The 26,233-nt window shown below is 64.8% G+C and carries 24 protein-coding genes and 1 pseudogene; 10 read left to right on the top strand and 15 right to left on the bottom strand.

The window, feature by feature from the left end; genetic code table 11:
* Positions 1 to 21 precede the first annotated feature (21 nt).
* Both IEX24_RS10575 and IEX24_RS19570 read right to left on the bottom strand, forming a co-directional pair.
* Positions 22 to 1,665, bottom strand: a complete 1,644-nt coding sequence (locus tag IEX24_RS10575) for a DUF222 domain-containing protein (RefSeq protein ID WP_188677882.1) — start codon at positions 1,663 to 1,665, stop codon at positions 22 to 24.
* Positions 1,666 to 1,827: 162 nt separating this feature from the next.
* Positions 1,828 to 1,989, bottom strand: a pseudogene (locus tag IEX24_RS19570) (ArsR/SmtB family transcription factor); the annotation flags it as partial.
* 51 nt (positions 1,990 to 2,040) lie between these two features.
* Here IEX24_RS19570 and IEX24_RS10565 point away from each other — a divergent pair.
* Positions 2,041 to 2,463, top strand: coding sequence for an arsenate reductase ArsC (locus IEX24_RS10565; RefSeq protein WP_188677879.1), 423 nt, complete (start codon positions 2,041 to 2,043; stop codon positions 2,461 to 2,463).
* Positions 2,464 to 2,493: 30 nt separating this feature from the next.
* On the opposite strand, the gene IEX24_RS10560 is transcribed toward IEX24_RS10565, so the two are convergent.
* Positions 2,494 to 2,973 carry an NUDIX hydrolase gene (locus tag IEX24_RS10560; protein WP_188677875.1) on the bottom strand — a complete coding sequence of 160 codons (480 nt, stop codon included), beginning with the start codon at positions 2,971 to 2,973 and terminating at the stop codon, positions 2,494 to 2,496.
* A gap of 15 nt (positions 2,974 to 2,988) precedes the next feature.
* A complete protein-coding gene (gene lpdA / locus IEX24_RS10555) occupies positions 2,989 to 4,389 on the bottom strand; it encodes a dihydrolipoyl dehydrogenase (RefSeq protein WP_188677872.1) in 1,401 nt (466 codons plus the stop codon).
* A gap of 130 nt (positions 4,390 to 4,519) precedes the next feature.
* Here lpdA and IEX24_RS10550 point away from each other — a divergent pair, with 130 nt between their 5' ends.
* Positions 4,520 to 5,428, top strand: coding sequence for a cation diffusion facilitator family transporter (locus IEX24_RS10550; RefSeq protein ID WP_188677869.1), 909 nt, complete (start codon positions 4,520 to 4,522; stop codon positions 5,426 to 5,428).
* A gap of 61 nt (positions 5,429 to 5,489) precedes the next feature.
* Here the strand turns inward: IEX24_RS10550 and IEX24_RS10545 are convergent, their stop codons facing one another.
* From IEX24_RS10545 to IEX24_RS10535, 3 genes are all read right to left on the bottom strand, one after another.
* Entirely contained in the window at positions 5,490 to 6,095 is a 606-nt protein-coding gene (locus IEX24_RS10545) for a nucleoside deaminase (protein ID WP_188677866.1), read from the bottom strand.
* A 128-nt stretch (positions 6,096 to 6,223) separates the two neighbouring features.
* Positions 6,224 to 7,234: an FKBP-type peptidyl-prolyl cis-trans isomerase gene (locus tag IEX24_RS10540; protein ID WP_188677864.1), complete on the bottom strand. Its 1,011-nt coding sequence runs from the start codon at positions 7,232 to 7,234 to the stop codon at positions 6,224 to 6,226.
* A gap of 84 nt (positions 7,235 to 7,318) precedes the next feature.
* The gene (locus IEX24_RS10535) at positions 7,319 to 7,996 is read right to left on the bottom strand and encodes a TetR/AcrR family transcriptional regulator (RefSeq protein WP_188677862.1); all 678 of its coding nucleotides are present in this window, start codon (positions 7,994 to 7,996) and stop codon (positions 7,319 to 7,321) included.
* Positions 7,997 to 8,138: 142 nt separating this feature from the next.
* On the opposite strand from IEX24_RS10535, the gene IEX24_RS10530 reads away from it, so the two are divergent.
* From IEX24_RS10530 to IEX24_RS10515, 4 genes are all read left to right on the top strand, one after another.
* Positions 8,139 to 10,682, top strand: a complete 2,544-nt coding sequence (locus tag IEX24_RS10530; RefSeq protein WP_188677860.1) for a beta-glucosidase family protein — start codon at positions 8,139 to 8,141, stop codon at positions 10,680 to 10,682.
* Between the two features lie 65 nt (positions 10,683 to 10,747).
* Positions 10,748 to 12,058, top strand: coding sequence for an ABC transporter substrate-binding protein (locus tag IEX24_RS10525; protein WP_188677858.1), 1,311 nt, complete (start codon positions 10,748 to 10,750; stop codon positions 12,056 to 12,058).
* Positions 12,058 to 13,047 (top strand): carbohydrate ABC transporter permease, encoded by a 990-nt coding sequence (locus IEX24_RS10520; protein ID WP_188677855.1) that lies wholly within the window; start codon positions 12,058 to 12,060, stop codon positions 13,045 to 13,047. The genes IEX24_RS10525 and IEX24_RS10520 overlap by 1 nt, the downstream gene beginning before the upstream one ends.
* Complete coding sequence (locus tag IEX24_RS10515) at positions 13,040 to 13,879, top strand: carbohydrate ABC transporter permease (RefSeq protein WP_229715228.1); 840 nt, start codon at positions 13,040 to 13,042, stop codon at positions 13,877 to 13,879. The genes IEX24_RS10520 and IEX24_RS10515 overlap by 8 nt, the downstream gene beginning before the upstream one ends.
* A 24-nt stretch (positions 13,880 to 13,903) precedes the next feature.
* Here the strand turns inward: IEX24_RS10515 and IEX24_RS10510 are convergent, their stop codons facing one another.
* A complete protein-coding gene (locus tag IEX24_RS10510) occupies positions 13,904 to 14,230 on the bottom strand; it encodes a hypothetical protein (protein ID WP_188677853.1) in 327 nt (108 codons plus the stop codon).
* A 40-nt stretch (positions 14,231 to 14,270) separates the two neighbouring features.
* On the opposite strand from IEX24_RS10510, the gene IEX24_RS10505 reads away from it, so the two are divergent.
* Entirely contained in the window at positions 14,271 to 14,651 is a 381-nt protein-coding gene (locus IEX24_RS10505; protein WP_188677850.1) for a hypothetical protein, read from the top strand.
* A 76-nt stretch (positions 14,652 to 14,727) separates the two neighbouring features.
* Positions 14,728 to 15,423, top strand: coding sequence for an SOS response-associated peptidase (locus IEX24_RS10500; protein WP_188677848.1), 696 nt, complete (start codon positions 14,728 to 14,730; stop codon positions 15,421 to 15,423).
* Between the two features lie 28 nt (positions 15,424 to 15,451).
* Here the strand turns inward: IEX24_RS10500 and IEX24_RS10495 are convergent, their stop codons facing one another.
* The 5 genes from IEX24_RS10495 to IEX24_RS10475 all read right to left on the bottom strand — a co-directional run bounded on the left by IEX24_RS10495 (position 15,452) and on the right by IEX24_RS10475 (position 21,098).
* Complete coding sequence (locus IEX24_RS10495) at positions 15,452 to 16,258, bottom strand: hypothetical protein (RefSeq protein WP_188677846.1); 807 nt, start codon at positions 16,256 to 16,258, stop codon at positions 15,452 to 15,454.
* Between the two features lie 136 nt (positions 16,259 to 16,394).
* A complete protein-coding gene (locus IEX24_RS10490; protein ID WP_188677843.1) occupies positions 16,395 to 17,651 on the bottom strand; it encodes a sugar ABC transporter permease in 1,257 nt (418 codons plus the stop codon).
* Between the two features lie 2 nt (positions 17,652 to 17,653).
* Positions 17,654 to 18,601: an ATP-binding cassette domain-containing protein gene (locus IEX24_RS10485; RefSeq protein WP_188678226.1), complete on the bottom strand. Its 948-nt coding sequence runs from the start codon at positions 18,599 to 18,601 to the stop codon at positions 17,654 to 17,656.
* A gap of 106 nt (positions 18,602 to 18,707) precedes the next feature.
* On the bottom strand, positions 18,708 to 19,814 hold the full coding sequence (locus tag IEX24_RS10480; protein WP_188677840.1) for a sugar ABC transporter substrate-binding protein: 1,107 nt from the start codon (positions 19,812 to 19,814) through the stop codon (positions 18,708 to 18,710).
* Positions 19,815 to 19,916: 102 nt separating this feature from the next.
* Positions 19,917 to 21,098: an ROK family transcriptional regulator gene (locus IEX24_RS10475; RefSeq protein ID WP_188677836.1), complete on the bottom strand. Its 1,182-nt coding sequence runs from the start codon at positions 21,096 to 21,098 to the stop codon at positions 19,917 to 19,919.
* 88 nt (positions 21,099 to 21,186) lie between these two features.
* On the opposite strand from IEX24_RS10475, the gene IEX24_RS10470 reads away from it, so the two are divergent.
* Positions 21,187 to 21,723 carry a pilus assembly protein CpaE gene (locus tag IEX24_RS10470; protein WP_307821304.1) on the top strand — a complete coding sequence of 179 codons (537 nt, stop codon included), beginning with the start codon at positions 21,187 to 21,189 and terminating at the stop codon, positions 21,721 to 21,723.
* Positions 21,720 to 22,430, top strand: a complete 711-nt coding sequence (locus IEX24_RS10465) for an esterase/lipase family protein (RefSeq protein ID WP_188677834.1) — start codon at positions 21,720 to 21,722, stop codon at positions 22,428 to 22,430. The genes IEX24_RS10470 and IEX24_RS10465 overlap by 4 nt, the downstream gene beginning before the upstream one ends.
* Here the strand turns inward: IEX24_RS10465 and IEX24_RS10460 are convergent.
* A complete protein-coding gene (locus tag IEX24_RS10460) occupies positions 22,402 to 23,559 on the bottom strand; it encodes a glycoside hydrolase family 76 protein (RefSeq protein ID WP_188677832.1) in 1,158 nt (385 codons plus the stop codon). The two genes, IEX24_RS10465 and IEX24_RS10460, sit on opposite strands and share 29 nt — an antisense overlap.
* Before the next feature lie 57 nt (positions 23,560 to 23,616).
* On the bottom strand, positions 23,617 to 26,211 hold the full coding sequence (locus IEX24_RS10455) for an Ig-like domain-containing protein (RefSeq protein ID WP_188677829.1): 2,595 nt from the start codon (positions 26,209 to 26,211) through the stop codon (positions 23,617 to 23,619).
* Positions 26,212 to 26,233: the final 22 nt, after the last annotated feature.

Raw genomic sequence — 26,233 nt, 5'->3', positions numbered from 1 at the left:
CAGGTCAGGCGTGCGGATGCGTCAAGCGACTCCGCCGGCTCGCGTTGGTGGCCGGTTCGCCTGCATTTTCGTGTCGAATCGGTAGGGTGTTGGTGGGTTGAGTCGGTCGGTTTGTTGGATGCATCGCTTGGGTGTTTGGTCGGGTTCGACCCATTTCGGGGGGATCATGTGTGGTACCCCGTATCGCATGACGAGTTTCCAGTCGGATTGGTGCAGGTGTCGGTGGTGGAAGCTGCACACTAAAGCGCCGTTGTTGATGTCGGTTCGGCCGGGGGCGTGGTTGTCGTGTTTCCATTCGTCGACGTGGTGGGATTCGCAGAATGAGGGTGGCCGGTCGCAGCCGGGCCAGACGCAGCCGCCGTCGCGGGCGGCTAACGCCCGGTTTTGTGCGGGAGTGAAGTAGCGCCGGGTCTTCCCGTGTTGCAACACGTGCCCGTGCTTCCCGAACAGGGTGGTGATCACATCGCCGTGGCAGAGCAGCTGTTCGACAACGGATGCGGGTATGGGTTCGTCGATGCCGTCGACCCAGCCGACCCCGCGGCCGGCGATGATGTCTTCGAGGGTCGCGTGAACGTTGATCGTGGGCGCGGCCCCGTTGATGACCGGCATGCCCGGTAGCCCGGAGCTTTTCCGCGCAAGCTCGGTGTAGAAGTCCACTCGCCGTTTCGACAGCGTACGAGTATCAACGTTCTGACCTTCCGGGGTTTCCAGGCCGCTCAGAAAAGGTTCGGCCGCAGCCCCGCCAGCCTCGGCGTTACCTTCGGCGGCAGCATCGCCGCCGTTCTCGCCGTCGCCGGCTTGACTGCCGTCGCCTGCGGCATCGCAGCCTTCAGAGCCGTCGCCGGTGTCGTCGCCGTTGGTGAAGGTGGGTGTGATGCGGGGGCTGAACGCGGCGTTGTCGATCGCTTTCCATACCGCGGCTTGGTCGGGGGTGAAGATCGCGACCATTTTGGTGTTCCCTGACCGCATTCGTGAGAACGTGAGGCCGCGTTGTTCTTCCAAATCTGTGTACCGGGGTTCAGCACCGTCGGGGTCGATGTTCTCCCGCACCCGTACAGCGAGGCCCCTGATTTGGTCGGCGGTGAACCCGAACCCGCCCACACTCATCCCGGCCTGCTCGACAAGCCGCACGGCGGCAGCGTGTACTTCGTCGGTGAGGGCTGCGCCGCTGATGTCGTCTAATGGCCGGATGATCGCATCAGCGACATCAACCCCGATCCGCCCGTCAGAGAGTGCTTCACGTACGGCGTCGTATTTGCCTGGTAGCGCCTGCCCGAGGAATGACTCGCCAACTCGTACCTGTTCCCCGAGCCGTACCCGCCCCCGGGCCGTTCTTATTGACACGGACGTGACAGCGGCGATCATCGCGGCCGGTGAGCTGAAGTTGTTGCGTACCGTGAGCCCGTCGTTTCCGAGGTCGTGTCGGCCGCGGTAGGCGATCTCAGCCGCGTACGAGACCCGTAACCCATCCACCAGCCGGCCCAGCGCCTCGACCGCTGCCAGACCAGCCACAGCATCCTCATCGGCAAGCCCAGTGGGCGCGGCAGCCCGGAACCCCCCACAGTCATCGAGCGCCCCCACTGCGGCCAGTAATCCTTCCCGCAACCGCGCGCCGGCTGACCCGGCTGATGCCGGGCCGGGAGCGGGGTTGGGGTTCACGTTCATAGAACGATTCTACCACAAACACGAGTATGACTCACTAAAATTATGGCCGAAACCACCGACACTCCGACCCGCACTGCCGCGCCCAACGGGCTTGCCTTCAGATGGATGGGCCGGCTTCAGGAGACTGGCAATAGTTGGAATGTGGCCGGATGAATTAGACGGAGCGAGGAGGGCTGCAGCGGAATTCAGGGCGCCTGGAACCAGCCGGTAGTAGTGCCAAGTTCCTCGTTTGGTTGCAGAAAGGTAACCGGCGTCGACGAGAACTTTCAGGTGATGGGCGACGGATGGTTGTGAGAGGCCGAGTGGGTCGGTGAGGTCGCAGACGCGACTGCGAGTATGGTGGCGGCCGAACTGCTCAATCGATAGGGAGCCAAAGTGACCGACCAGCCCACAGTGTTGTTCGTGTGCGTGCACAATGCGGGCCGGTCGCAGATGGCCGCCGGGTTCATGCGCCAGCTGAGTGGCGGCCGCGTTCGGGTGTTGTCGGGCGGTTCCGAGCCCGCGTCGTCGATCAATGCGGTGGCGGTCGCGGCGATGGCCGAGAGCGGCATCGATATTGCGGATGAATTGCCGGGCATCCTGCAGACCGACGACGTTCGAGCGTCAGACGTCGTCATCACCATGGGCTGTGGCGATGCGTGCCCGATTTTTCCCGGCAAACGCTACGAAGACTGGCAACTCGACGATCCCGCCGGTCTGCCGATCGACGCGGTTCGGCCCATTCGAGACGACATCCGCGCTCGAGTCGAGGCGCTGTTCGCCGAGCTTGTTGAGTCGCGTCAGATCGGCGGCGCCTGAAAGGAGATTCGGGAGTGGGCCTGGCACCCGCTATTGCGCGAGACGCTCGCGCAGCGCATCGAGCAGAGCAACCTGGCCGGCCACGAGTTTCAGCGACGCGTCGCCGAGGCTGAGCCAGCGCGCCTCGGCGATCTCGGCGAACTCCTGTTGTGTGCCCGAGTGCGGTGGCCACTCCGTGGTGAAGGTGTTGCTCGACGAGAAGGCGACGGATGCCTCGCTGCCCGGCGTATCGGTGCGAGCAACGAAGGCGCGCACGACTTTGCCCGAGCGCTGCCGAAAATCGCCGAGCAGCTCGTAGGGCAGTGGGGGAGCATCCGCCCCGATCTCTTCACGAAACTCACGCCGGGCCGCATCGAGCGAATCTTCAGAACCTTCGAGTAACCCCTTCGGAATCGACCAGGCCCGCTCGTCTTTCTTCGCCCAGAACGGGCCGCCCATGCGCGCCACAAAGACTTCGAGTGAGGCCGGCTCGCCGCGAAACAGCAGGATGCCCGCACTGACGATCGGCATTGAAACCGCCCTCGCCTAGAGGTTGATCATGTGGCCGATGAGCCCATGGAACGCGTCTTGCATCGACTCGCTGAGGGTCGGGTGCGTGTGCACGTTGCGGGCGAGTTCGTAGGCCGTCAGATCCCACTTCTGCGCCAAGGTCAGCTCGGGTAGAAGCTCGGAGACGTCGTGACCCACGAGGTGACCGCCGAGCAGCTCGCCGTAGGTCGCGTCGGAGACGAGTTTCACGAACCCGCTCGGCTCGCCTAGCGCGTGCGCCTTCGCGTTCGCGGTCATGGGGAAGGTTGCGACGCGAACGTCGTACCCTTCGTCGCGCGCCTGCTGCTCGGTGAGGCCGAAGCTCGCCACCTGCGGCTGGCAGAACGTGGCACGCGGCATCATGCGGTAATCGCCGAGCGACATGGTCTCGGCACCCCCGATGGTCTCGGCGGCAACGATGCCCTGCGCTTCGGCGACGTGTGCGAGCTGCAGTTTCGCGGTGACGTCGCCGACCGCGTAGATGCCGGGCACGTTGGTACGCATGAACTCGTCGATGGCGATCGCCCCGCGCTCGGTGACCTCGACGCCCGTGTTCTCGAGCCCGTAACCGTCGACGTTGGCGGCGAACCCGATCGACATGAGCACACGATCGGCCTCGATCTGGCCGGGCGCACCCTTCGCATCGGTGTAGCTCACGGTGACCGACGACCCGTTGTCGACCACGCTGTCGACACGCGTCGATGTGAGAATGGGCACACCGAGCTTCTTGAAGTTCTTTTCGACCTCTTTCGAGACATCAGCGTCTTCGTTCGGCAGCGCCCGCGAGAGAAATTCGATGATGGTGACCTCGACGCCGTAGTTCGCCAGCACGTAGGCGAACTCGATTCCGATGGCCCCAGCGCCCACGATGGCGATCGATTTCGGCAGGTCGCGGTCGAGAATCAGCGTCTCGTAGGTGACGACGTTCTCGCTCAGGCTGGTGCCCGGCAGCAGCCGCACGGTCGAGCCCGTGGCGATGATGGCGTTATCGAACGTGATGTGCTCGCTGCCGCCCTTGCTCAGCGCGACGTCGAGCGAGTGCGCGTCGGCGAACGTACCGCGGCCGTCGTATTCGGTGACCTTGTTCTTCTTCATCAGAAAGTGCACGCCCTTGGCGCGGCCGTCGGCGACCTTGCGGCTGCGGTCGTATGCGACTCCGTAGTCGAAACTGACGTCACCCGAGATGCCGAACGTGTCTGCCTCGGCATAAAAGATGTGCGCGAGTTCTGCGTTTCGAAGCAGTGTCTTCGCCGGAACACACCCCACGTTCAAACACACACCACCCCAGTACTTCTGCTCGACCACTGCCACACTGAGCCCCAACTGGGCGGCGCGCACAGCGGCGACATAACCGCCGGGGCCGGCTCCGAGAATGACGACGTTGTAGTGTGCGGCCACAGTTGTTCCTCCTGGTTGAGTTGCCTGACTCTTCTATTGTTCCCCTGTTTCTGGATGCTCGGCACCTGCTGTGCCGCGTGCACCCCTTTCGTTAGGCTGGGGCCGAAGCCCATGGCACGAGGGGGAAGTGATGGTCGTCGTACTCGCGTTCATCGCGAACATTCTGGTTGCGCTGGCAAAGACGGCGGCGGCGGCCGTCACGGGTTCGGCGTCGCTGGTCGCCGAGGCCTCGCATTCGTGGGCTGACGCGGGCAACGAGATCTTTTTGCTCGTCGCCGATAAGCGGTCGGTGCGGGCCAGTGATGACGAGCATCCGCTCGGTTACGGGCGCGAGGCCTACGTATGGTCGTTGCTGGCGGCAGTTGGCGTGTTCACGGTGGGCGCCGTCATTTCGGTGATGCACGGCGTGCAAGAGCTGTTCGACCCCGAACCGGCCTCGAACTTCGGCATCGCGTATGCCGTGCTGGGAGTGTCGGCGGTGCTCGAAGGGGCCTCGCTCGCGCAGTCGCTCGTACAGGCGAAGCGTGCAGCCACCACACTCGATCGGCAGCCGCTCGACTATGTGGTGAACGGTTCTGACGCCACGCTCAGGGGAGTGGTGGCAGAAGACACGGCCGCGATCGCGGGTCTTCTCATCGCCTTTCTGGGCATTCTTCTGCACCAGATCACCGGAAACCCCGCTTACGACTCCATCGGCTCGATTCTCATCGGGCTCTTGCTCGCCGTGGTCGCCATCATTCTGATCAACCAGAACAGGCGCTATCTGGTGGGGCTGAACCCGCCCGAGAAGGTTCGCACAGGCGCTGGGCGCGACCTGCTCTCGATTCCCGACATCGAGCGCGTGACCTACCTGCACCTCGAATTTGTCGGCCCTAGTCGCCTCTTTCTGGTCGCCGCGGTCGACCTGGCCGGCAACGACACCGAAGAGCACGTGGCGGTGCGGATGCGCCGACTCGAGAAACTCATCGAGAAGAACGAGCGGGTGCAGCAGGCGGTGCTCACCCTCTCGGTCGCCGACGAGCCGTCACTCGTCTTCTAAAGCGCAGCACGTTCCGTCAGCCCGCCGCCCCGCGGGTTGCGCGCCAAGCCCTCGACGCGACTCACGCGCCGGGAATGACCACCCCGTCGCCGCCGCGCGCGTTGTACACGACCGCGCTCGAGGCGCCATAGGCCGCGAACACGGCGAGCGCGTCGTCTCGCCCCACGTTCTGCGTCACCGAGATGCCGCGCGCCTCGAACTGCTCGGCCCAGTCGTCACGCATCGGCCCTTCGTCGAAACCGGTGAGCTGCTCGAGCTCAGGCCCAGATCCGGCCACCACGAGGTACCGGATGCCCGACCACAATGTCGATCCGTAACACATCACACACGGGCGCCAGTTCACCACCAGCTCGAGTTCGCGTTCACGGTCGGCCCCGAGATCCCACGAGCCCACCTCGGCCTGAGCAAGGCTCAGCGCCATGAACTCGGCATGGGCTGCGGCGATGCCGCTCGAGAGCACCACGTTCACGCCCACCGAGATGAGTTCACCGGTCTGCCGATCGGCCACGAGCGCGGCGAACGGGCCGCCGTTGCCCTCGACGTAGTTTCGCGCCGCGAGCCGATTGACGAGCGCCATGCGCTCTTCTGCCGTCTCGAGTCGCGTCGGTAACAGCGGCAGGTCGTCGATCAGCCACTCGGGCAGATTCAGGGCGAGGGAACTCTTCATGGCTGTCTCCAAACGCTCTCGAGGGTGTGACCACACCCGGGGGCCGCTGACCCCCTGCAGCCGCTCTGTGCAGCCGCTCTGTGCAGCCGCTCTGTGCAGCCGCACTGTGCGGCCGCACAGTGTTTCCGCTATGCAGCCGCCGTAGCCAGAATATCGATCACGAAGACGAGGTCGTCGGTGCCGCTGATGCCGGCCGTCGAGTTGCCGGCAGCGCCGTACCCCTGGTCGGGCGGAATCACGGCGATGATCTGCGAACCCACGGCGTAGCCCACCAGTGCGGCGGAGAAGCCCTTGATGACTTGGCCGGTGGTGAACGTCGCCGGAGACTGGCCCCAGCTCTGGTCGAAGACCTTGCCGGTCGACCAGATGACGCCCTGATACTGCACGGTCACGCTGTCGCCATCGGCGACGGTGGCGCCGTCGCCCTGCTTCAGTACACCGATCTGCAGCGTGGTGGGGGCCGGGGTGCTCGGAATCGTCACGGTGGGGGTGCCGTCGTCGGCGAGGGTCACGGTGGGAAAGCCGGCCGGGGCCGGCTGGGCGGCACCGGTCGCCTTCAGCGGCATGTTCGGGTCGAGCGTGGCCGACGGCGTGGGAGATGCAGTCGCGGCAGCAACAGACTTCACGTCGATGACGAACACAACCGTGTCGGTCGCAGCGACGCCGAGCGTGCTGTTGCCATCGGTGCCCCAAGCATCAGCCGGCGGAACCACGGCGACGATTCGTGAACCGACGGTCGCGCAGTCGACGGCCTTCACGAGGCCCGGCAAGAACTGCGCCGAGTCGACAGTGACCTGCTGCGGCCCGACCTCGGCGTCGGTCGTGGTGAAGAGCTGAGCGCCCGAGGTGGCGTTGTAGAGGGTGAAGTCGACGGTGGCGACAGAACCGTCAGTGACCTGCTCTCCGCTGCCGGTAGTGACGACCGAACGCTCAGTGGTGGTCGCCGTCATGGGCGCGGTGAACGTGGTGGTCGGCAGTGCGTCGAGGTCGCCGGTCACCGTCACGGCTGCGGAGTTCGTGCCAGGGGCAGTGAGCGTGCATCCTGCAGCAGTGGGCGTCGCAGACGACCCCGACGAACTGCAGCCGGCGAGAGCGAGCGCTACGGCGGCTGCCGCGGCGAAAAGGGCGATCTTGCGCATGAATCCTCTAAAAGGGTTAGAACCTGGGGGCTGTGAGTGAAGCAGACCCCCACAGTCTGGCCCGTGAGGCTATGAGCAAGCTGGCTACGCGCTGGGAGCGGGCGAGGTATCAGCTGCCATGATCTCGGTCACGGCCGGCGCCCCCAGCCGCGCGAGCAGCATGTCGAGCACCATCGACACCGCCCGCGGCATGTCGACTTCGTCGGGGTCGAGCAGCCACTGCACCTGCAAGCCGTCCATAGTGGCGATCAGCGCGTTCGCCGCATCGCGCAACTGTACCGGGTCGGGGTTTTCGACAACCTCGGCGAGCACACCCTCGATCTTGTGCCGCAGGTTGGCGAGCCGGTCACGAAAATATTGCTGAGCCGGATGCCCGTCGGTGACGCTCTCGCCCGACAGCACCGTATACGCCTGAACCACCCCGCGCCGCTCGGTGTTCTCTCTCACCGTCTGCACGATGTGACCCAAGAACGGCGGCCCCTCGACCTGTTCGCGGGCGTCGATTCCGGCCACCGCTTCGCCGTCACGATATTGCAGCACGGCCACCAGCAGGCCCTCTTTGCTGCCGAAGTGGTGCAGCACACCGGCGTGTGTCATTCCGGCCCGATCGGCCACCTCGACTAAAGCACCTTTGTGATATCCGTACGCGCCGAAGACGGCCATGGCGGCCTCGAGAATGCGTTCTCGTTTCGCAGCAGTCGGCCCGTGGGGCTTCACAACGCGGTCGGCGGCGGCGACCTGGCGTGCCTTGGTCACTGCCATTGTGTTCTCCCTGATGTGAACGATGCGTGCGCAGATAGTGCCGATTGTGGTCGAATACTTACTGACTCATATGTAAGTATGTCTCTAGCGGGAACGCGAATCAACGCAACGATGCGAAGACTCAACAATTTGGAGTATAGACATGAACGCTTTCGCAGCGGTTCCAGACAACCCGCAAGCGAAGGCATCCGCCGCCACGCTCCGTGCTCGTATCGAGACGCTGCCTCTCGCAGACAAGGTGCGCCTGCTCACCGGTGAGACCTCGTGGACGCTTTTCGCAGTGCCCGAGCTCGACCTGTCGCCCATCGTTGTCTCTGACGGCCCCATCGGCATTCGCGGCATCGAGCAGGTCTCGACCGAGGCTGCTCAGATGCCCAGCCCCAGTGCCGTAGCGGCCACCTGGAACACCGACCTCGCCGCGCGCCTCGGCACGCTCATCGCGGGGGAGGCCCGCCGTAAGGGAATCGACGTCGTGCTCGCTCCCGTGGTGAACCTGCAGCGCACGCCCGTGGGCGGCCGCCATTTCGAGTGCTACTCAGAAGACCCGCTGCTCACCGGAGCGATTGCCGCCAGTTATGTCGCAGCGGCCCAGGTCGAGGGCGTCGGTATGTCGGTGAAGCACTTCATCGGCAACGAGTCTGAGACAGACCGCACGACCTATATAGCGAAGGTCAGCGAACGAGTTCTGCGTGAGGTCTATCTCGCCCCGTTCGAGACCGTGGTTCGCGAGGCGAACGTGTGGTCGGTGATGGCGGCCTACAACGGGGTCGACGATGGCACGGGCGTCGCCCCCGCGACCGAGCACGATCATCTGCTGAACGACGTGCTGAAGCGCGAGTGGGGTTTCGACGGAGTCGTTGTGAGCGACTGGCTGGCTGCGAACAGCACGGTCGAATCGGCGCTCGGCGGCCTCGACCTGGTGATGCCCGGCCCCGGCGGCCCGTGGCAAGACAAACTGCTGCAGGCAGTGCACGACGGGTTGGTCGCCGAATCGATCATCGACGACAAGGTCGAGCGCATCCTGCGGCTCGGCGAACGGGTGGGCGCGGTGGGTCGCGTTGCGCACGCCGTGCCCGATGCTCCGGATGCCCTGCACTCCGCCCCCGAAACGCGGGCGCTCTTGCGTGAAACAGTCGCGCGCTCCATCGTGGTGCTCGGCAACAATGGCATTCTGCCGCTCGACCCGGCCCGCGCCGCTATCGGCAGCATCGCCCTCATCGGCCCAGCCGCCGTCGACCCATTCGTGCAGGGCGGCGGCAGCGCCTTCGTGCAGGCGCCCTACGCGTCGACGCCCGAGGCCGCGATACGCGATGCGTTTCCGCACGCCCGGCTGCGGGTCGAGCGCGGCGGCACGAGCAGGCTGCACGCGCCCGCCATCGATCCGGCCGTAGTCACCACGCCAGGGGGCTCGCCGGGGTACGAACTGAGCCTGTTCGATGCCCACGGGCATCCACTCGGCGACACCGTCGTGGTCGACGCCGCAGAGTCGTGGAACCGCGACGTGCCCATCGAGGCCCGGTCAGCCAGGGTGAGGGCGCGGGTGAGACTCACGCGGCCCGGGCCCAACCGGCTCGAGGTCGGCGTGTCAGGAGCCCACGAGGTGTGGTTCGACGGCGAACTCGTCTCGGCCTCGACCGAGGTCGCGAACTCGAACGTGATTCTGAACTCGTCGGCGAATCACCCGGTGGGCCCCGCGAAACGCTTCGAGGTCGGCGACGCCGAGCCTGTCACGAAAGCCATCGATGCCGAATTGCAGGTGGTCGATGCCGAGGCGTACGGCACTTTCGTGCGCTTCGAACTGCGGCACGAGCCGCACGACATCGACCTCGACGACGAACTAGCTGCAGCCGTCGAAGCAGCCGCAGAGGCCGACGTGGCCATCGTGCTCATCGGTACCACCGAAGAGACCGAGTCTGAGGGCTGGGATCGCCCGAACCTCGACCTGCCCGGCCGCCAGAACGAACTCGTCACCCGGGTGCTCGCCGTCAACCCGCGAACCATCGTGGTGGTGAACGCCGGCGCGCCTGTGCTGTTGCCCTGGCTCGACGACGTGCCTGCGGTGCTCTGGTGGTGGCTGCCCGGTCAAGAGGCCGGCAACGGGCTTGCTGACGCCCTCACCGGCCGCGTCGAGCCGAGCGGTCACCTGCCCTGGACACTTCCGGCCCGGTTCGCCGATGTGCCCGTTCAGGATGCCCGGCCGATCGACGGTGTCATCGATTACGTCGAGGGTGGTGATGTGGGCTACCGCAGCTGGGATCGCCTCGAACGCACCCCCGCCCGCCCCTTCGGCTTCGGACTCGGTTACGGCGCCTGGGCTATCCCGCACATCGCCGGCACGACATGGCGCCCCGACGGCTCACTCGTGGTCTCGGTCGAGGTCGAGAACCGCGGCGACCGCGATTCTCGGGCTACCGCTCAGGTGTACCTCGAGTGCGTCGAGCCTGACCCCGACCGCCCGCTGCGCTGGCTGGCAGGTTTCGCCCTGCTTGACGTACATGCTGGTCAGAGGGCAGTTACCGACATTGTTGTGCCGTGCAGACAGTTCGAGGTCTGGAGCGAAGAAAGCCAGCAGTGGGTCGTCTCGACGGCCGAACTCGCCATTCGCGTGGGTCAATCCAGCCGGGAACTCTCGCCTTCGCGGCCGTTACCGAATCGTGATCTAATACATTTACAAACAAGTCAGTAAGTATGTCTAGACTGCTGACAGCACCACATGAACCACCGTTACACACACCGACAAGGGAGTCACAGATGAAGAAACGCGTTCTCGGCGCAGCGGCTATTTTCGCCGCCGCCGCACTCACGCTGGCGGGATGCTCGGGGTCTGGTGGTTCCAGCTCGAGCACCGACTCGGCCGGCTCGATCACCTACTGGGCGAGCAACCAGGGCACCAGCCTGCAGAATGACAAAGACGTCTTGCAGCCACTGCTCGATAAGTTCACCGCCCAGACCGGCGTGAAGGTCAACCTCGAGGTCATCGGCTGGAACGACCTGCAGACGCGCATCCAGACCGCCATCACCTCAGGTGTGGGCCCCGACGTCGTGAACATCGGTAACACGTGGGCCACGTCGTTCCAGGCGACCGGCGCTTTCTTGCCGTTCGACGACTCGGCCATGAGCGCCATCGGCGGCGCAGACAAGTTCGCTGCTACCGCACTCAGCACGGGTGGCGCTGCGGGCCAGACGCCCACTTCGGTGCCGCTCTACGGTTACGCCTACGGCCTGTACTACAACAAGGCCATGTTCGCGGCGGCCGGACTCACACCGCCCACCACCTGGGAAGACATGGTGGCCGATGGCAAGAAGCTCACCGACCCGGCAAAGGGCGTGTGGGGCACGTCGATCGAGGCGGGCAGCTACACCGAGAACAACCACTTCGCCTTCATCACTTCGGCCCAGAATGGCGGAGCCTACTTCGACGGCAGCGGCAACCCCACCTTCACGCAGAGCCAGAACGTCGACGGCATTCAGCGCTACATCGACCTGATGCAGACCGACAAGATCGCCGACACCGCTGACGCGCAGTACAGCACCGGCACCGAGTCGATCTCGAACTTCGCCAAGGGCACCGCGGCGATGATCTTCAACCAGAACAACGCCGAAGCGAATCTCACGGCAGACGGTATGGATGCCAGCCAGTACGGTGTCGTGCCGATTCCGGCTCCCGCTTCGGGTAAGCCGGTCGCGAGCTTCATCGCCGGCATCAACCTCTCGGTGTTCAAGAACACCAAGAACCAAGATGCCGCACTCAAGTTCGTCAACTTCATGACGAGCCCCGACACTCAGTCGGCACTCGGCAAGCCGTTCAGCTCGATTCCGGTGCTGAAAGACGCAACTCCCACCTTCACCACCGACCCCGACATTGCGAAGACGTTCTCGAACATCTACAACAACCTGTCGCAGCCGCTGCCGACGGTTCCGCTCGAGGCGTCGTTCGAAACCGAGGTGGGCAACTCGATGAATACGCTCTTCGCCACGGTGGCGACGGGCGGCTCGGTGAGCTCGTCAGATATACAGAGCGCACTGAACACCGCTCAAGAGAAGGTTGCAGCATCTAACTGATGGTGCTCACGACCGAAAAGCCGGAGGTCGCCCCTGTCGGGGTGGCCTCCGCGCCGGGCGCTGTGAAGCTGCCCAAGAAGAAACGCCCCAAGGGGTGGTGGTTGCCGTTCGCGTTGATCGCCCCCGCTATTGTCTTCGAACTGCTCATCCACGTCATTCCGATGATCGTCGGAATCTGGATGAGCTTCATCAAGCTCACGCAGTTCTACATAGCGAACTGGTCGGCGGCGCCGTTCGTGGGCTTCGGAAACTACCAGATCGCGCTGAACTTCAACGGCGCACAAGGTCAGGCCCTGCTCTCATCATTCCTGGTGACCTGCGGGTTCACCATTCTGGTCGTCGGGCTCGCCTGGGGGTTCGGCATGGCCGCGGCCGTGGCGTTGCAGAAGGCCTTCCGCGGTCGGGCGATCTTCCGAACGATGTTCTTGATTCCCTATGCCGTGCCGATGTACGCCGGCATCATCACCTGGAAGTTCATGTTCCAGCAGAACACCGGGGTCATCAACCAGATTCTCGGCGCGCTGCACCTGATCGACCCGAACAATCCGCCTTTCTGGCTGATCGGCAACAACGCGTTCGTCGCGATGGTTGTCGTCGCCATCTGGAAGCTCTGGCCGTTCGCTTTTCTCATGCTCATGGCGGGCCTGCAGACCATCAACGAAGACCTCTACGAGGCAGCTTCCCTCGACGGCGCGAAGCCGTTTCGGCAATGGCGCAATATCACGTTGCCGGGCCTGGGCGCGGTGAACAACGTGTTGCTGCTGGTGCTGTTCTTGTGGACCTTCAACGACTTCAATACTCCGTTCATTCTGTTCGGCGGGGGAGAACCGCCCGCTGGCGACCTGATTTCGTTCCACATCTACAACACCTCGTTCATCACGCTGAACTTCGGGTTCGGCGCGGCCATGTCAGTGCTCTTGCTGCTGTTCTTGATGCTCGTTTCGGCCATCTATCTCGTGTTCATCAACCGGAGGTCGCGTCGTGCGTGAAACTACTGGATTCAAGACGTTTCGCATCGTCACCTTGGCGGCCCTGGCCGTGTTCGTGCTGCTACCCCTCTACGTGATGATCACCTCGGCGCTGAAGCCTCTGGGCGACGTGCAGGGGAAGTTCACCTGGTGGCCCACGAACTTCACCATCCAACCCTTCATCGACATCTGGTCGACCATCCCGCTGGCGTCGTACTTCGTGAACAGCGTCATCGTGTCGACCTCGGCCAGCGTGATCAGCGTCATCATTGCCATCTTCGCTTCGTACGCGGTCTCTCGGTACAAGTTTCGGGGGCGCAACGCGTTCACCACGACCATCCTGTCGACCCAGATGTTTCCCGGTGTGCTGTTCTTGCTGCCGCTGTATTTGATCTTCATCAACATCAGTCAGACGCTCGGCATCCAGTTGATCGGCAGCTACCTCGGGCTGATCATCACCTATCTGACGTTCACTCTGCCGTTCGCGATCTGGATGCTTACCGGCTACTTCGACAACATTCCGCGTGAACTCGACGAAGCCGCGAAGGTCGACGGCGCTTCAGCCATCGGTACGCTCATTCGGGTGATTCTGCCGGTGGCGCGGCCCGGCATCGTGGCAGTGCTGGTGTACTCGTTCATCACAGCATGGGGCGAAGTACTGTTCGCCTCGGTACTCACCACACAATCAAGCCGCACACTCGCCGTCGGCCTCGGCGAATACTCCACGCAAGTCAACGTGTACTGGAACCAGATCATGGCTGCATCGGTCGTGGTGAGCATACCGGTCGTCATCGGGTTCTTGCTGCTGCAGCGCAACTTCGTCGCCGGCCTCAGCGCAGGCGCAGTGAAGTAGCGCGGGCCGCATCGTCGCGGCGGGTCAGACCGAGATCTGGCTCGCCGCGATGATCAGGATGCTCACCAGCGCCACCGCGGCTATGCTGAGCATCAACACCGCGAGCACCCCGAGCCGCGCGCGCCCCCGCCGCGTGAGCAGCTGAGTGATGACCATGGCCGCGTACAGCAGCACCACCACGGCCAAGGCAACGGCCGCCAGCCCGTGCGGTGAGAACGGCAGCAGAAAGAACAGCACCACGGCGGCGATCAGGGCGAACAGGCCGCCCATGATGAGCCACACCCGACCCGTCGACGTGGTGAGCGAGGGCTGATTGCGTACCTTCGTCGGGTCTGGGGTTTCGTTCGACATCGCGCCTCCTCGGCTCTATCTAAAGTACCCTCGAAGTACGATGATCACACGACGAGAAGCCGCGCTGAGGCTTGATATTCCGCTCGAGATGGCCCAGCGGCACGGCATTCCGTCGCGGCTCTCCGAGGCAGAGGTCGTGGCGATCGACGCCGATCCGCCGGCCTGGCTGGTGCAGTCGCGCGCGAATCGCACGGGCAAGAAACCGGTCTGGGTGCAGCTCACCTGCACGGTCTGCGGATACACGGAGGCGGTGCGGCCGAAGAAGTGGTGGCCCGCCTTCACCTATCTCAGCTGCGACGACCATTCTCCGGCCGAGCTGCCCGCCGAGCAGAGCGGATACACCCGGCGCGAGATCGACGGCATCGGCAGCAGGTTCGTCGGCATCGTCGATGAGCCCGTGGGCGAGCATCCGGAGCCGTGATCGACTGGGTGAAAGACGGGGTGAAAGCCACAGGCTCTGACCGTTGTGACGGGCTCTGGGCCATAATCTAGAAGCAATGCGCAGTAGATTCGCTCTCACCGAAACTCCTGACCGACTTGCGGCCGCCTTTGGGGCGACGGCCTCCAGTACCATCGGGTGGAAACCCTCGTACAAGTTCGGTCCGGCACGAAAGATCATCATCGTGCGCGATCAGTCGAGTGATTCTTCTGAGGCGCGCTCTCGTGAACTGATGACCGCGTCGTGGGGGTTCACCCCCGTCTGGAACAGCGGCGAGGTGCCGCCGACCATTCGGGTGGGAATGGAGCGACTGGCGCAGAACGGGTTGTTTCGCGACTCGTTCGTACAACGCCGGGCCCTCGTGCCGATGCTGGGCTATTACGACTGGCAGCTGGGCCCTGACGGAATTGAGCGATCGTATTTCGTGCGCAGCGAAGACACCGTCATGGCCGCCCTCGCCATCTACAACGTTCGTGAAGATCAGGGTCGGCGGCGCACCTCGGTCGCCCTCGTCACCCGAGACACCGGCGCAACGGGAGACGATCGAGTGCCGTCGATTCTCGCGGCGCCCGACTGGAACGAATGGCTCGACCCGGCCCCGGTAGCCGACCCGGCAGAGCTGCTCGGCCGGGTGAGCGAACAGTCGAGCCTTTTCGCGGCCACTCTCGTTCAGCACCGGGTGGCCGACTCGATCAACTCGCCGTATTCGCGTGACGCGGCCAATCTGATCACTCCGTTACGCCGGCGCGCCTGACTCAGGCCTAGGCGCCCGCGCGCCGGACTCAGGCCTGGGTGCCGCCGCTACCCGGTTTCAGCGCCTGCAGATTTGCGGCAGCTGTCTTCACCACCGCGTCGAACAGGGTCGAGTTGAGCTTTCCGCTGTCTGTCGATGCGGCGTCGGCAGTGATGCGAGTGACGATGTTGCCGCGCTGCAGGTCGGCGGCGAAGTAGGAGCCTCCGGTGTGGCTGGCGGTGCCGGTCTCGACCCAGGCCGAATGCGAGATCGAGACGCCCGGCAGGGTCAGGGGAGCGACAGTGGCGCTCCACGACGAGGTGGAATACGACGTGCATCCGGCAACCAGCTGACGCATCTGCCCGATGAACGCTGACGCTTCGCCGGCGCTACCGAAAACCCTCGTCGACTGGCTGAACGTCGAATCGGTGTCGATGCTCAGAAACTGATCGTTCAGCGCGAGGGGCTGCTGTTCTTGAGCGCCCGTCTCGAGATTGGTGACGGGGTAGAGAGAGTAGGCGAATTCGCAGGGCAAGGCCGATGCGGCAGGCGTGTCACCCTTCCAGTCGCTCGCGAGTTCGCTTTGCGCGTCAGACACAACAGCGGTTGTGGTTTCGGGGGCCGACCAGGTGCCGTACGGCTGGCTCTGCGTCTCGGTGAGCAGAACGGCCGAAGCGTCGTCGGCTTCGAAGTGGGGGGCAGCGGTTCGAGCGAGAATTGCGCCCCACACCGTTGCCGACACCAGAGCCACAACGACGGCCAACCCGATGAACACAAGCACACCGGCCCCGCCCAGCACGACCCAGAGACCGGTTCGAGGTGTGGCCTTCTGCGGGGCGATCGGGCTGTACGTCATCGGTGAAACGTCTCCTCGGTGGTGCGGGTGGTGCATTCTTCAGCCTAATGCGGCGGCGGCACAATGAACTTCGGCCCACTCGAAAACTCTCGAGTGGGCCGAAGTGTGGCCGAAGCCGAATGGTGCCGAGCGGTTGTTAGGCCTGGCCGTGGCTGGCACGCGAGCGGCGTGACAGCGAGTCGATGATGACCGCGAGCAGCAGAACTGCACCGGTGATCATGTAGCGAATCGACGAGTCGAGGTTGAGCAGCGTCAGGCCGCTCGAGATCGACTGGATGACCAGAATGCCGAGCAGTGCGGAGTAAGCGCTACCACGGCCACCGAAGAGGCTGGTACCACCGATGACGGCCGATGCGATGGCGTTCAGGTTCGTGTCGCCACCACCCGACGACAGGCTGGCACTGGTCAGGCGGGCCGAGGCCAGCAGACCACCGAGGGCCGCGAACGACGAGCACAAGATGAACACCGTGATGTAGACGCGGTTGACGCGGATACCGGCGCGGCGCGCTGCCTCAACCGAACCACCGACGGCGAACACCGAACGGCCCCACCGGGTACGGGTGAGGAAGAAGTTCATGATGACCACGAGCAGAACGAACAGCAAGAACGATGCACCCAGGCCGCGGTCGGTTGCGAGGTAGGCGACGGCTGCGAACAGTACGACCAGCAGGGCGATGGCCTTGATCAAGGTGACCGAGAGGGCGCCCGTTGAGAGACCGGCCTTACGGCGTCGGCTGGAGCGTCTGATGTCGCCGAAGAACAGCGCGGCGGCGGCAATGAACGCCAGTGCGTAGGCGGCCCACGGCGGCAAGAACGCCGAGGTGGCGAATTGCACGATCCACGAGTCGTACGGCAGGTTGATCGATCCCGCTGGGCCGAGAACCTTCAGCTGCAGGCCGAGGAATGCGAGGAGGCCAGCAAGGGTGATCACGAAGCTCGGTACACCGAACCGGGTGAACAGCAGCCCGTAGAGGTAACCGATGGCAGCACCGACGACCAGAGCCACGATGACAGCGACGATGATGGGCCAGTGCAGCTGAGTCATTCCCACACCGAGAATGGCGGCAGCCAGACCGCTGACGGAACCGACCGACAGGTCGATCTGGCCGAGCAGCAGCACCAGAACGATGCCGATCGAGATGGTACCCACGGCCGCGCACTGCAGCGTCAGGTTCACCAGGTTGTTGGCCGAAAGGAAGTTCGGGTTCAGAATCTGAAAGATGACGCAGATGACGATCAGGCCGATGACAACGGGCAGCGAGCCCAGGTCACCGCCGCGCACTCGCTGACGGAAGGCGAGAACCGCTCCGCGAACACCTTCGGTGCGAACGAGACGTTCGTCTTGAAGATCGGCGGCGCGCTCTGCCGGGGTTTCAGTTGGGGTGGTGGTCATGACTAGCGGTTCTCCTCTGAATCGGCGTCGATACCCGTTGCGTTGTTCGGCAGAGCTTCGGTGACGGAACCGGCACTCGGCGCCGCGACGGCTTCTGCTTCGGCAATGGGTGCCTCGACGGGCGCAGCGGCCGCGTTGTCGGCCGCTGCTTGCACAGCATGTGCGCTGGCACGACGGGTGACCACGTTGTCGGTGGCGCCGGTGATCGCCGAGATGATCTCTTCGTAGCTCACGTCGGCGACGTGGAAGTCGCCGTTGTTGCGGCCGAGCCGCAGAACGACCACGCGGTCGGCGACAGCCTGAACGTCAGCCATGTTGTGGCTGATCAGCAGCACTCCGAGCCCACGCTCGCGCAAACGCTCGACGAGGTTCAGCACCTCGGCGGTCTGCGCCACACCGAGGGCGGCGGTCGGCTCGTCGAGAATGACGACGCTCGGCTCACCGATCAGCGATCGGGCGATGGCGACGGTCTGGCGCTGGCCACCGGAAAGTGAAGCGACGGCGATGCGAACCGAGGGAATCTTCGCTGAGAGCTGGCGCAGCAGAGTCCAGGAGCGCTGCTCCATCTCTTCTTCGTCCATCGAGATGCCGCGTACGATCTCACGGCCCAAGAAGAGGTTCGACACAACGTCGAGGTTGTCGCATAGAGCGAGGTCTTGAAAAACGGTGGCGATGCCGAGCGCGCGCGACGCGGTCGGGGTCGGAATGCTCACGACCTGGCCATCGAAGCTGATGGTGCCGGAGTCTTGCGGGTGAACACCGGCCAGAATCTTGACGAGAGTCGACTTTCCGGCTCCATTGTCACCGACGATGGCCACCACCTCACCCGGATAGATATCGAGGTCGATGTCGGTCAGTGCTCGAACTGCACCGAAGCCTTTCGAAACCTTCTTGAGCGAAAGTACCGGCTCTCGAGTGGTGCTCGTGGGTTCAGCGACGGCTGATTGCATCGTCACAATTACTCCTTTGATTAGCGTTTGGTCTAAATAACGCGCTGGGCATCAAAGTAAACCCGGGCGGGGTGTGTGTACACCCCGCCCGGGTTTTTTTCGATACTTACTTGATGCCCGCGGTGGCGCAAGCTGCTGCGTAGTCTGCGGTGCAGATCTGCGCAGCGGTGTAGAACCCGTCAGCGACAACGGTGCTCTCGATGTTGTCTACCGTCACAGCAACCGGAACCAACAGGAAGGAGGGGATAGCGGCCCCGCCGGCGGTGTTGGTGGTGCTGGTGCCGTTGACAGCCTGGCCCTTCGCCAGAGCGACGGCCAGCGTTGCGGCCTGCTCTGCTTCAGGCTTGAGGGCCTTGTAGACGGTCATGTACTGGTCACCCGAGAGGATGCGCTGGATACCAGCGAGTTCAGCGTCTTGACCGGTGACGGGGGGCAGGGGGCTGACGTTCGCGCCCTTCAGTGCTGCGATGGCGCCACCTGCGGTGCCGTCGTTCGCTGCATAAAGACCCTTGATCTGGCTGCCGAACTGCGTGATCTGGCCTGCGACCCAGGTCTGAGCCTGCGCCGGGTCCCACCCGGGTGTGTCGTACTCGGCGAGCACCTTGTAGCCCGAGGTGTCGATCACAGAGTGAGCACCCTTCTTGAACAAGGTTGCGTTGTTGTCAGTCGGCGAACCGTTGACCATGATGATGCCTGCGCCCGCAGGAACTCCGGTCTTCTTCAGGTCGTCGACCAGAGCCTGACCCTGGAGTTCACCGACCTTCTCGTTGTCGAACGAGATGTAAGCCGAGGAGTCGGGGCTGTCGATGAGACGGTCGTATGAAATGACCGGCACGTTCTTGGCCTTTGCTTCGCCGACGATCGACGCTGCTGCTTCGCCGTCGAACGGGTCGAGAACGAGAACGTTCACGCCCTGGGTCAGCATCGACTCAGCCTGCTGTTGCTGCTTCGAAGCGTCGCCATCGGCGTTCGCGTAGAGCACCGTGCAGTCGGGGCACAAGGCGGTGACCTTGGCTTCGAAGTACGGCTTGTCAGCGCTCTCATAGCGAGCGGTGACGGAGTCGGGGAGCAGCAAGCCAATCTTGGCGCTTGATGCGGTTGCTGTCGACGCACTTGATCCATTGGATGATCCGTTGGAACACGCGGTCAGTGAGCCGGCTGCGAGCAGGATTGCGGCCGTGGCTATGACCGCTCTCGTGGTGGCGATCTTCATTGAGAAACCTCCGTAATCGGGCCGCCCTCTTTGGCGGCTGGAGCGAGCTTGGCATCTTTCGATGTTGTCGTCAAGTCTTGAAGTCAAGCATTTGATAACAAGTTAAGCACTTCTCTCGTCAGACAAGATATTTGCGCTGTCGACCGCGAAAACAGCGGCCCCCAGAGTGGCTGCGCGCGCACCGAGCTGACCCTGAACGATTTCGGGCATGAGTTCAGGCCCGACGATGATCGAGCGTTCGACTGCGTGTCTCAGTGGCCCGAGCAGCAGCTCGCCGGCCCGGGAGAGTTCGCCGCCCACCACGATGCGTTCAGGGTCGAGCAGATTGCAGAGGTTCGCAGCTGCAACGCCGATGTGCCGCCCGGCGTCGGCCACCGCGCGAATCGAGGCCGGCTCGCCCGACATGGCGCGCAGCACGATGTCGTTGAGCTTGATGGTGCCGAGTTGTTCGCGCAGGTTGTCGAGCAGCGCTGGGCCGCCGGCGATGGCCTCGAGGCAACCCCGGTTTCCGCATCGGCAGAGCGGGCCGTTCTCGAGGATGGTCGTGTGCCCGAATTCGCCCGCGACCCCGTTGTGGCCCCGAAACAACGCCCCGTTCAGAATGAGACCGGCGCCGATTCCGTCTCCGATGTCGAGCGTGACGGAGTTCGATTTGCCGCGAGCCGCACCCAGCCGGTATTCGGCCAGAGCCGACATGTTCGCCGCGTTGTCGACGTAGACGGGGCGCTTCAGCCGGCGCTGCATCACCTCGGCCACGGCCACGCCGTCCCACCCACGCATGATGCCACTGCGGGCGGTGGTTCCGGTTTCTCGGTCGATGGGGGCAGGCACCGCGATGCCCACGGCCAGAACCTCGTGCATCGAGGCATCCACTGATTCGAGCATGTCGGCCAGCAGAAGCGTGGTCTTGTCCAGCTCGTTGTCGGCGCGATGGTCTTTGGCCAACGGCATGTGGTGCTCGGCGACCACCGTGCTTGCCGCGTCGGCCAGAGCGATGCGCATGTGGCGGGTCGAGAAGTGCACCCCCACGAAGAGGCCGAGGGTGTGCGCGAGCGTCACGTGCTGGGCTCGGCGACCACTGCGTGTGCTCGGCGCGGTATGCAGCAGACCTGAGCCGACACCCTCTTTGACGATGTTCGAGACAGTGGCCGGCGAGAGACCCGTAGCACCGGCCAATTCGACCTGAGTCAGGCCGCCGTGTTTCTTAATGGCATCGACGATTCGTGCCCGGTTGGCTTCACGAAGTGAAGTCTGCGAGCCGGGAGTGCGTCGTTGGTCTTCCACCAGAACAACATACAGCCCCTGTCAATGGGAACTTCTCTCACGAATAGTTACCAGATCGTCACTCAGCCTGTGCACCGATAATGAAGCCATGATCTCACCTCAGCTCGCCCGAGCGCTGCGGGTCGCCGGGTTACGTTGGCACCCGATTTCGGGGGATATGTTTCTCATCGATCGCCCCGGCTTCGAGGGTGACGTGTTCGCGCTCAGCAACATGACCATCGAGGCGCACGAGTTCGCCACCGGCACCGTGCTGGGCTTCAACGGCACCACCGAGTGGGCGCTCGATTCTGTCGCGCTCGACGACGCCCTCTGGCTGCCAGCCGAACACCAGTTGCGGGCGCTGCTCGCCGCGACCTTCGTGGCGCTGCGCCGCGACGAAGACGGCTACGAAGTCGAAACCGTCTTGGCCGGTCAGAGCCAGGTTTTCGCGGCGACTGACCCGGCCGATGCTTACGCCGGGGCGCTCTTGGTGCTGATCAGCGCTTCGAGTGACGAGTTCAGCGCGGGCCTGGGCGACGTGGCGTCGGGTGACGCGGGCCTGGGTGACGCGGGCCTGGGTGACGCGGGAATGGGTGACGCGGGAATGGGTGACGCGGGAATGGGTGACGCGGGGCCGGTTCGGTGAATCGTGCTGCCAAAGCAGGCTTCTGGATGCTCGACTACGCCTCCACCGTGACCGACGAGCTGTGCTCCGCACTCGAACGCCGCACGGCAGAACCGTTCGCCGATGCGAGCGCCTATCGGGTGCGCGAAAACGTATTGCGACCCGTGCTTCTGCTGCCGGGAGTGTTCGAAACGTGGCAGGCCTTGAGGCATGTCGGTGACGAGGCGGTTCGGCTCGGGCATCCGGTGCACATCGTGCCGAGCCTCGGCCGAAATGTGGCGCCCATCGACGAGAGCGCCGCAGTTCTCGCTCGCTACCTCGACGACCATGACCTTTCGAGCGTCATTCTGGTAGCGCACAGCAAGGGTGGCCTGGTGGGCAAGTACCTCATGACACGATTTGACGACGCCGGGCGAGTCGACGGCATGATCGCCATCAACACACCGTTCTCGGGGTCGCAGTGGGGCGATTACCTGCCCATTCGAAGCGTTCGGGCCTTGGCGCACGACGACCTGATCGTGCGCTATCTCGGTGCGTCGGCAGCGGTCGATGACCGCATCGTTTCGGTGTATTCGACGTTCGATCAGAACGTTCGGGCGGGCAGCAGGCTGGCTGGCGCCCGAAATGTGCGACTGAACGTCGCCGGGCACGCGCGAATTCTGCGGTCGAAAAAATTGCTGCGGCTGTTGCCCGAAGCGTTCAGCTGGCTGCCTCAGCGGCCCCGGTAACGGCGTCAAGTCGTGCTCGTGCTTCGAGCGCGAGCACCGCACTGAGTTCGGTCGACAGCGCTACGGTTCGGGTCGCGAACCGCCGCCAGTCGTCGGCCGACAGCAGGCTCGGCTCGAAGGTCTGCCAGAGCACATCGGTGCTGTCGACGAGAAAGGCCGTCAGAAATGGTACGTCTTGTGCCGAATTCCCACGTGAGGCCGAATCTGCTTCTGCTCGGGCGATCGGGTGAGCTGCCAGGTCGGCCGCGTACCGGTAGAAAACGCCCTTGAACAGGCCGATATCGGCGCCGCCGCGCCGTGAATCGTCGACGTTCTCGCCCGCGATGACCCCCTCGGGTGCCAGCGTCTCGATGGTCGTTCGGGCCGTGCGCAGAGCTTCGGTGAGGTGCTGCCCGTCGCGGTCTCGGCCGAACGCTTCGAGCTGTGCGCCGATGTATAGCCCCTGGCTGTAGCTGAATCGCCAGTCGCGATCGATGGTGCCGTCGCCGGTTCGGTTGATTCCGTCGGCGAGAAATCCGGTACCTGGGTCTCTGAGCACGGTCTCGAGGTAGCCGAGTGACGAGTCGGCGAACGCGCTGTAGGCGGTTCTGCCGGTGCGCTCGAAGAGCCGAGCCGAGAGTATGCCGAAACTGCCGTTGGTCGGGGCGTTCGTGTAGGCCGGCTGTTGGCGGCGCCAGCCGATGGCCGGCAGAGAATCTGTTTCGGTGGCCAGTTCGTAGTAGCCCGTGCGCACAATGTGGCGCCAGAGCGACTCGGCGTCGGCGAGATACCTCGACTCGTGCGTGGCGTCGAACAGCCGAAGTGCTGCTAGGGCGAGCCAGCTCATGTCGTCGAAGTAGTCGTTGAACAGCGAGTTACCGTTGCGCCGACGGATGCCCGCGTAGGTCTTCTGGGCGAGAGTGAGCCACCTCGGGCATCCGCTTCGCTCGAAGGCATCAACCCGAACCTCGACTGCGTGCGCGAGCCACCAGTAGTTGAAGGCTGCGAGGTCGCCGAGGCGCGGGCGCGAATGGGATCGAAGGCTGCCGGCACGCACTCCGCCGAAGTGCTGGGTGAGGCCGTGCTGTGCGCGGTCGGCCCGTTCGGCTGACGTCGTCACGGGATGCTCGGCTCGGGCAGCGTCACGCATCCGCCCGGTCGTTCCCGGTGGGGTGTTGCAGGTACCCGCGCGAGAGCATCACGGTCGTCACTCGTTCAACGTGGGCGTCACGAATTTCTGCCACGCCCACACCGAGATGCTCACCGCGGCGAAGGCGACGCCCACGATAATGACCTGTGCCGCCTGAAATGCGCGGCCAGCGTGTTCGAACGAGGGTACGAGCACCGCTGCGAGAAGGGTGAACGACACCACGGCCGCCGCGAACCACGCGGGCTTCGACCAGTCGAAGAGGGTCTTGCCGAGCATCCGGCCGAACGGCAAGACGGTCACCGCGGCGGCACTGAAGGCGGCGAGCGCCAGGGTGTTGAGGGTCTCGTTCGCGAAGGTCGAGAACGGGTCGATCGCAGCCGCCGACGACCCGAATGCCGGAACCACGGCCACCAGCAGCCAGGCGAGCGAGCCGCTGACAACGCGCGCCGCCAGCTGCAGTAACGCGAACTGGGCCCGTTTAGTGCGCGAGACCACCTCGGCGAGGGTGAGCATGAACAGCAGCCCGAACAAGACGGCCGGTTGCAGGTCGAAGAGGCGCGAGGCGAGAGCTGCGGCGCCGGCGATGAGCAGGTACCGGGGGGCGAACAAGATGTCGCTCGACACCCCGAGCCACCGTTTCGCAAGCGCACGAGGCAAAACGACGGCCGCCGCAGTGAGCAGGGCGAACGCTGCGCAGAGCGCGAGTAACAGACGAAGGTAGGCGGGCTGGTTGGCGACGGGGCCCGACAACATTCCGATTCCCGCGGCCACGATGATGGCGCCCGCAGCGATCAGCCAGGGGTTCACCCGCACGTCGGGTGCTGAATCGTATTCGGTGCGCGACCGGTTTCGCCCCGTGACTCGAGGCTTGCGGGCAGACGCCGCCGTCGCCGTCGTCGCCGTCGTCAACGGCGCGGTGGCGCCCCTGGCGACAGAGCGCAGGCGCGGTGCGACGGTGGCGGGCGCGACCGATCGCAGCCGTGAGAGGCCAGAGCTGAGCAGCCGGCCGGGGGCGGCGATCAGCACGATGATGGCGAGCGCCGCGAGAAGCGAGAGCAGCCAGGTCGTCACCGGTGAGGTCTGCAGAACGGGCTGCAACGCCGAGGTGAACCGGGTCGCTCCGGCCCACGCGCTGGGGTCGTTGGCCGAGCCGGGCGTGAGCGAATTGCCGCCCGGGTCGCCCCCGCCGCCGTTGCTGGTGCCCGAGCCGCCGGTGCCTGCGCCCGCGCCGCCGCCCGCGCCCGTGCCGCCCGTGCCGCTGTTGCTGCCCGAACCGCTGCCGCCGGTGCCGCTGCCCGACCCGCTGCCGCTCGAGTCTCCGCTGCCTGACGAACCGCCCGAACCGCCCCCGGCCTGCCCAGTCGAACCGCCTGCCGCCGTCGGCCCCGGCGTGCCGGCCGCGCCGGTGGCCGTGCCGTCGCCACCGGTACCCGAGTTGGGCGAAGCGCCGCCCGACGAGCCAGCGGAGCCCGTGGGCGTTGGCGAACCCGGTGTCGAACCGCCCGCGCCCGCGCCCGTCGCCGCGGCGAAAGCCACGGCGTAGGGTGCGCTTTCGTCGCTGACGTTTCCGGCAGCGTCTTGCTGAATCGCCGAGAGCGGGTAGCTGCCAGCGGCGACCGTTCCGGCCAGACAACTCCACGCGCTGCCTTGCACCGTGGCAGTGCAGGCCGCGAACGAGCCCGCGAAAACCGTGACCAGCGCGCCTTGCTCGCCCGTTCCCGAAATCGCGGCGCCCGTCAGAGGCATGCTCGCGCCGGCAACCGGTGCGGTGATCGTCGGTGGCGAGGGCGGGTCAGAATCGATCTGCAGCGTGAGCGGCGAACTCGCCGAACTCACGCCATTGCTCCAGCCCGTCGCCTGACTGGCGCGCACGGTGATCGACCCGCTCGGGATGCCCGAACCGAGGTTGCACGCCCAGCCACCCTGACCGTCAGCCACCGAAGAGCACGAGTAGCCCCCACCGTGTGCTGTGACGGTAGCCCCGGCGAACGCCGTGCCGCGCACCGTTCCGTACCCCGTCGACACGCCACCGGCTGCTCCCGATCGCAGCGTCGGAGCCTTCAGCACGTTCACAGTCACCGACGCACTCTGGCTGTCTTCTCCGGGCACGAGTTGAACGACCGTGAGCACCACGTTCGGTGCGCTCGGCAGACCCGAACTCGTGCAGCTGAATGAACCGTCGTCGCCAGCGGTCAGTGTGCAGAGCGGGTCGGATTGTGTGCTGCTCGACACCTGGATGCTGCTGTCGGGCAGCGCAGACCCGGTCACCGTGACGGAGCCGCTGAGCAGATCGGCAGCGGCGGGCGAGTCGATCGTCGGGCCTGAACTGGCCCCCCATGTGGGCGGCGCAGACGGCGACGACCCAGCTGGCGACGACTCCGCCGGCTGCGACGACTCTGCCGGCTGCGACGACTCTGCCGACAGAAACGACTCTGCCGGCTGCGACGACTCTGCCGACAGAAACGACTCTGCCGGCGGGGTGTCGCTTGGCGTGGCCGTTTCGCCGGCCGCCCGAGCAGGCTCCGCAGATTGCGCCAGAACGAGGGGCAGCGCCACAGCGAGCACCCCGAGCCCGAGCAGGCAGACTCGCGAAAGTCTGGCAGCCGAACTCGCCGACGCTGTGCGTTTGGTGCCCTGCTTCAGAACTGTCACGTTCTTCCATTTAGCAAGCAAA

The organism is Subtercola lobariae (assembly GCF_014640255.1).
Classification (GTDB): domain Bacteria; phylum Actinomycetota; class Actinomycetes; order Actinomycetales; family Microbacteriaceae; genus Subtercola; species Subtercola lobariae.
Note: the sequence above shows the minus strand (reverse complement) of the source record. Positions and strands in the feature narration are given on the sequence as shown.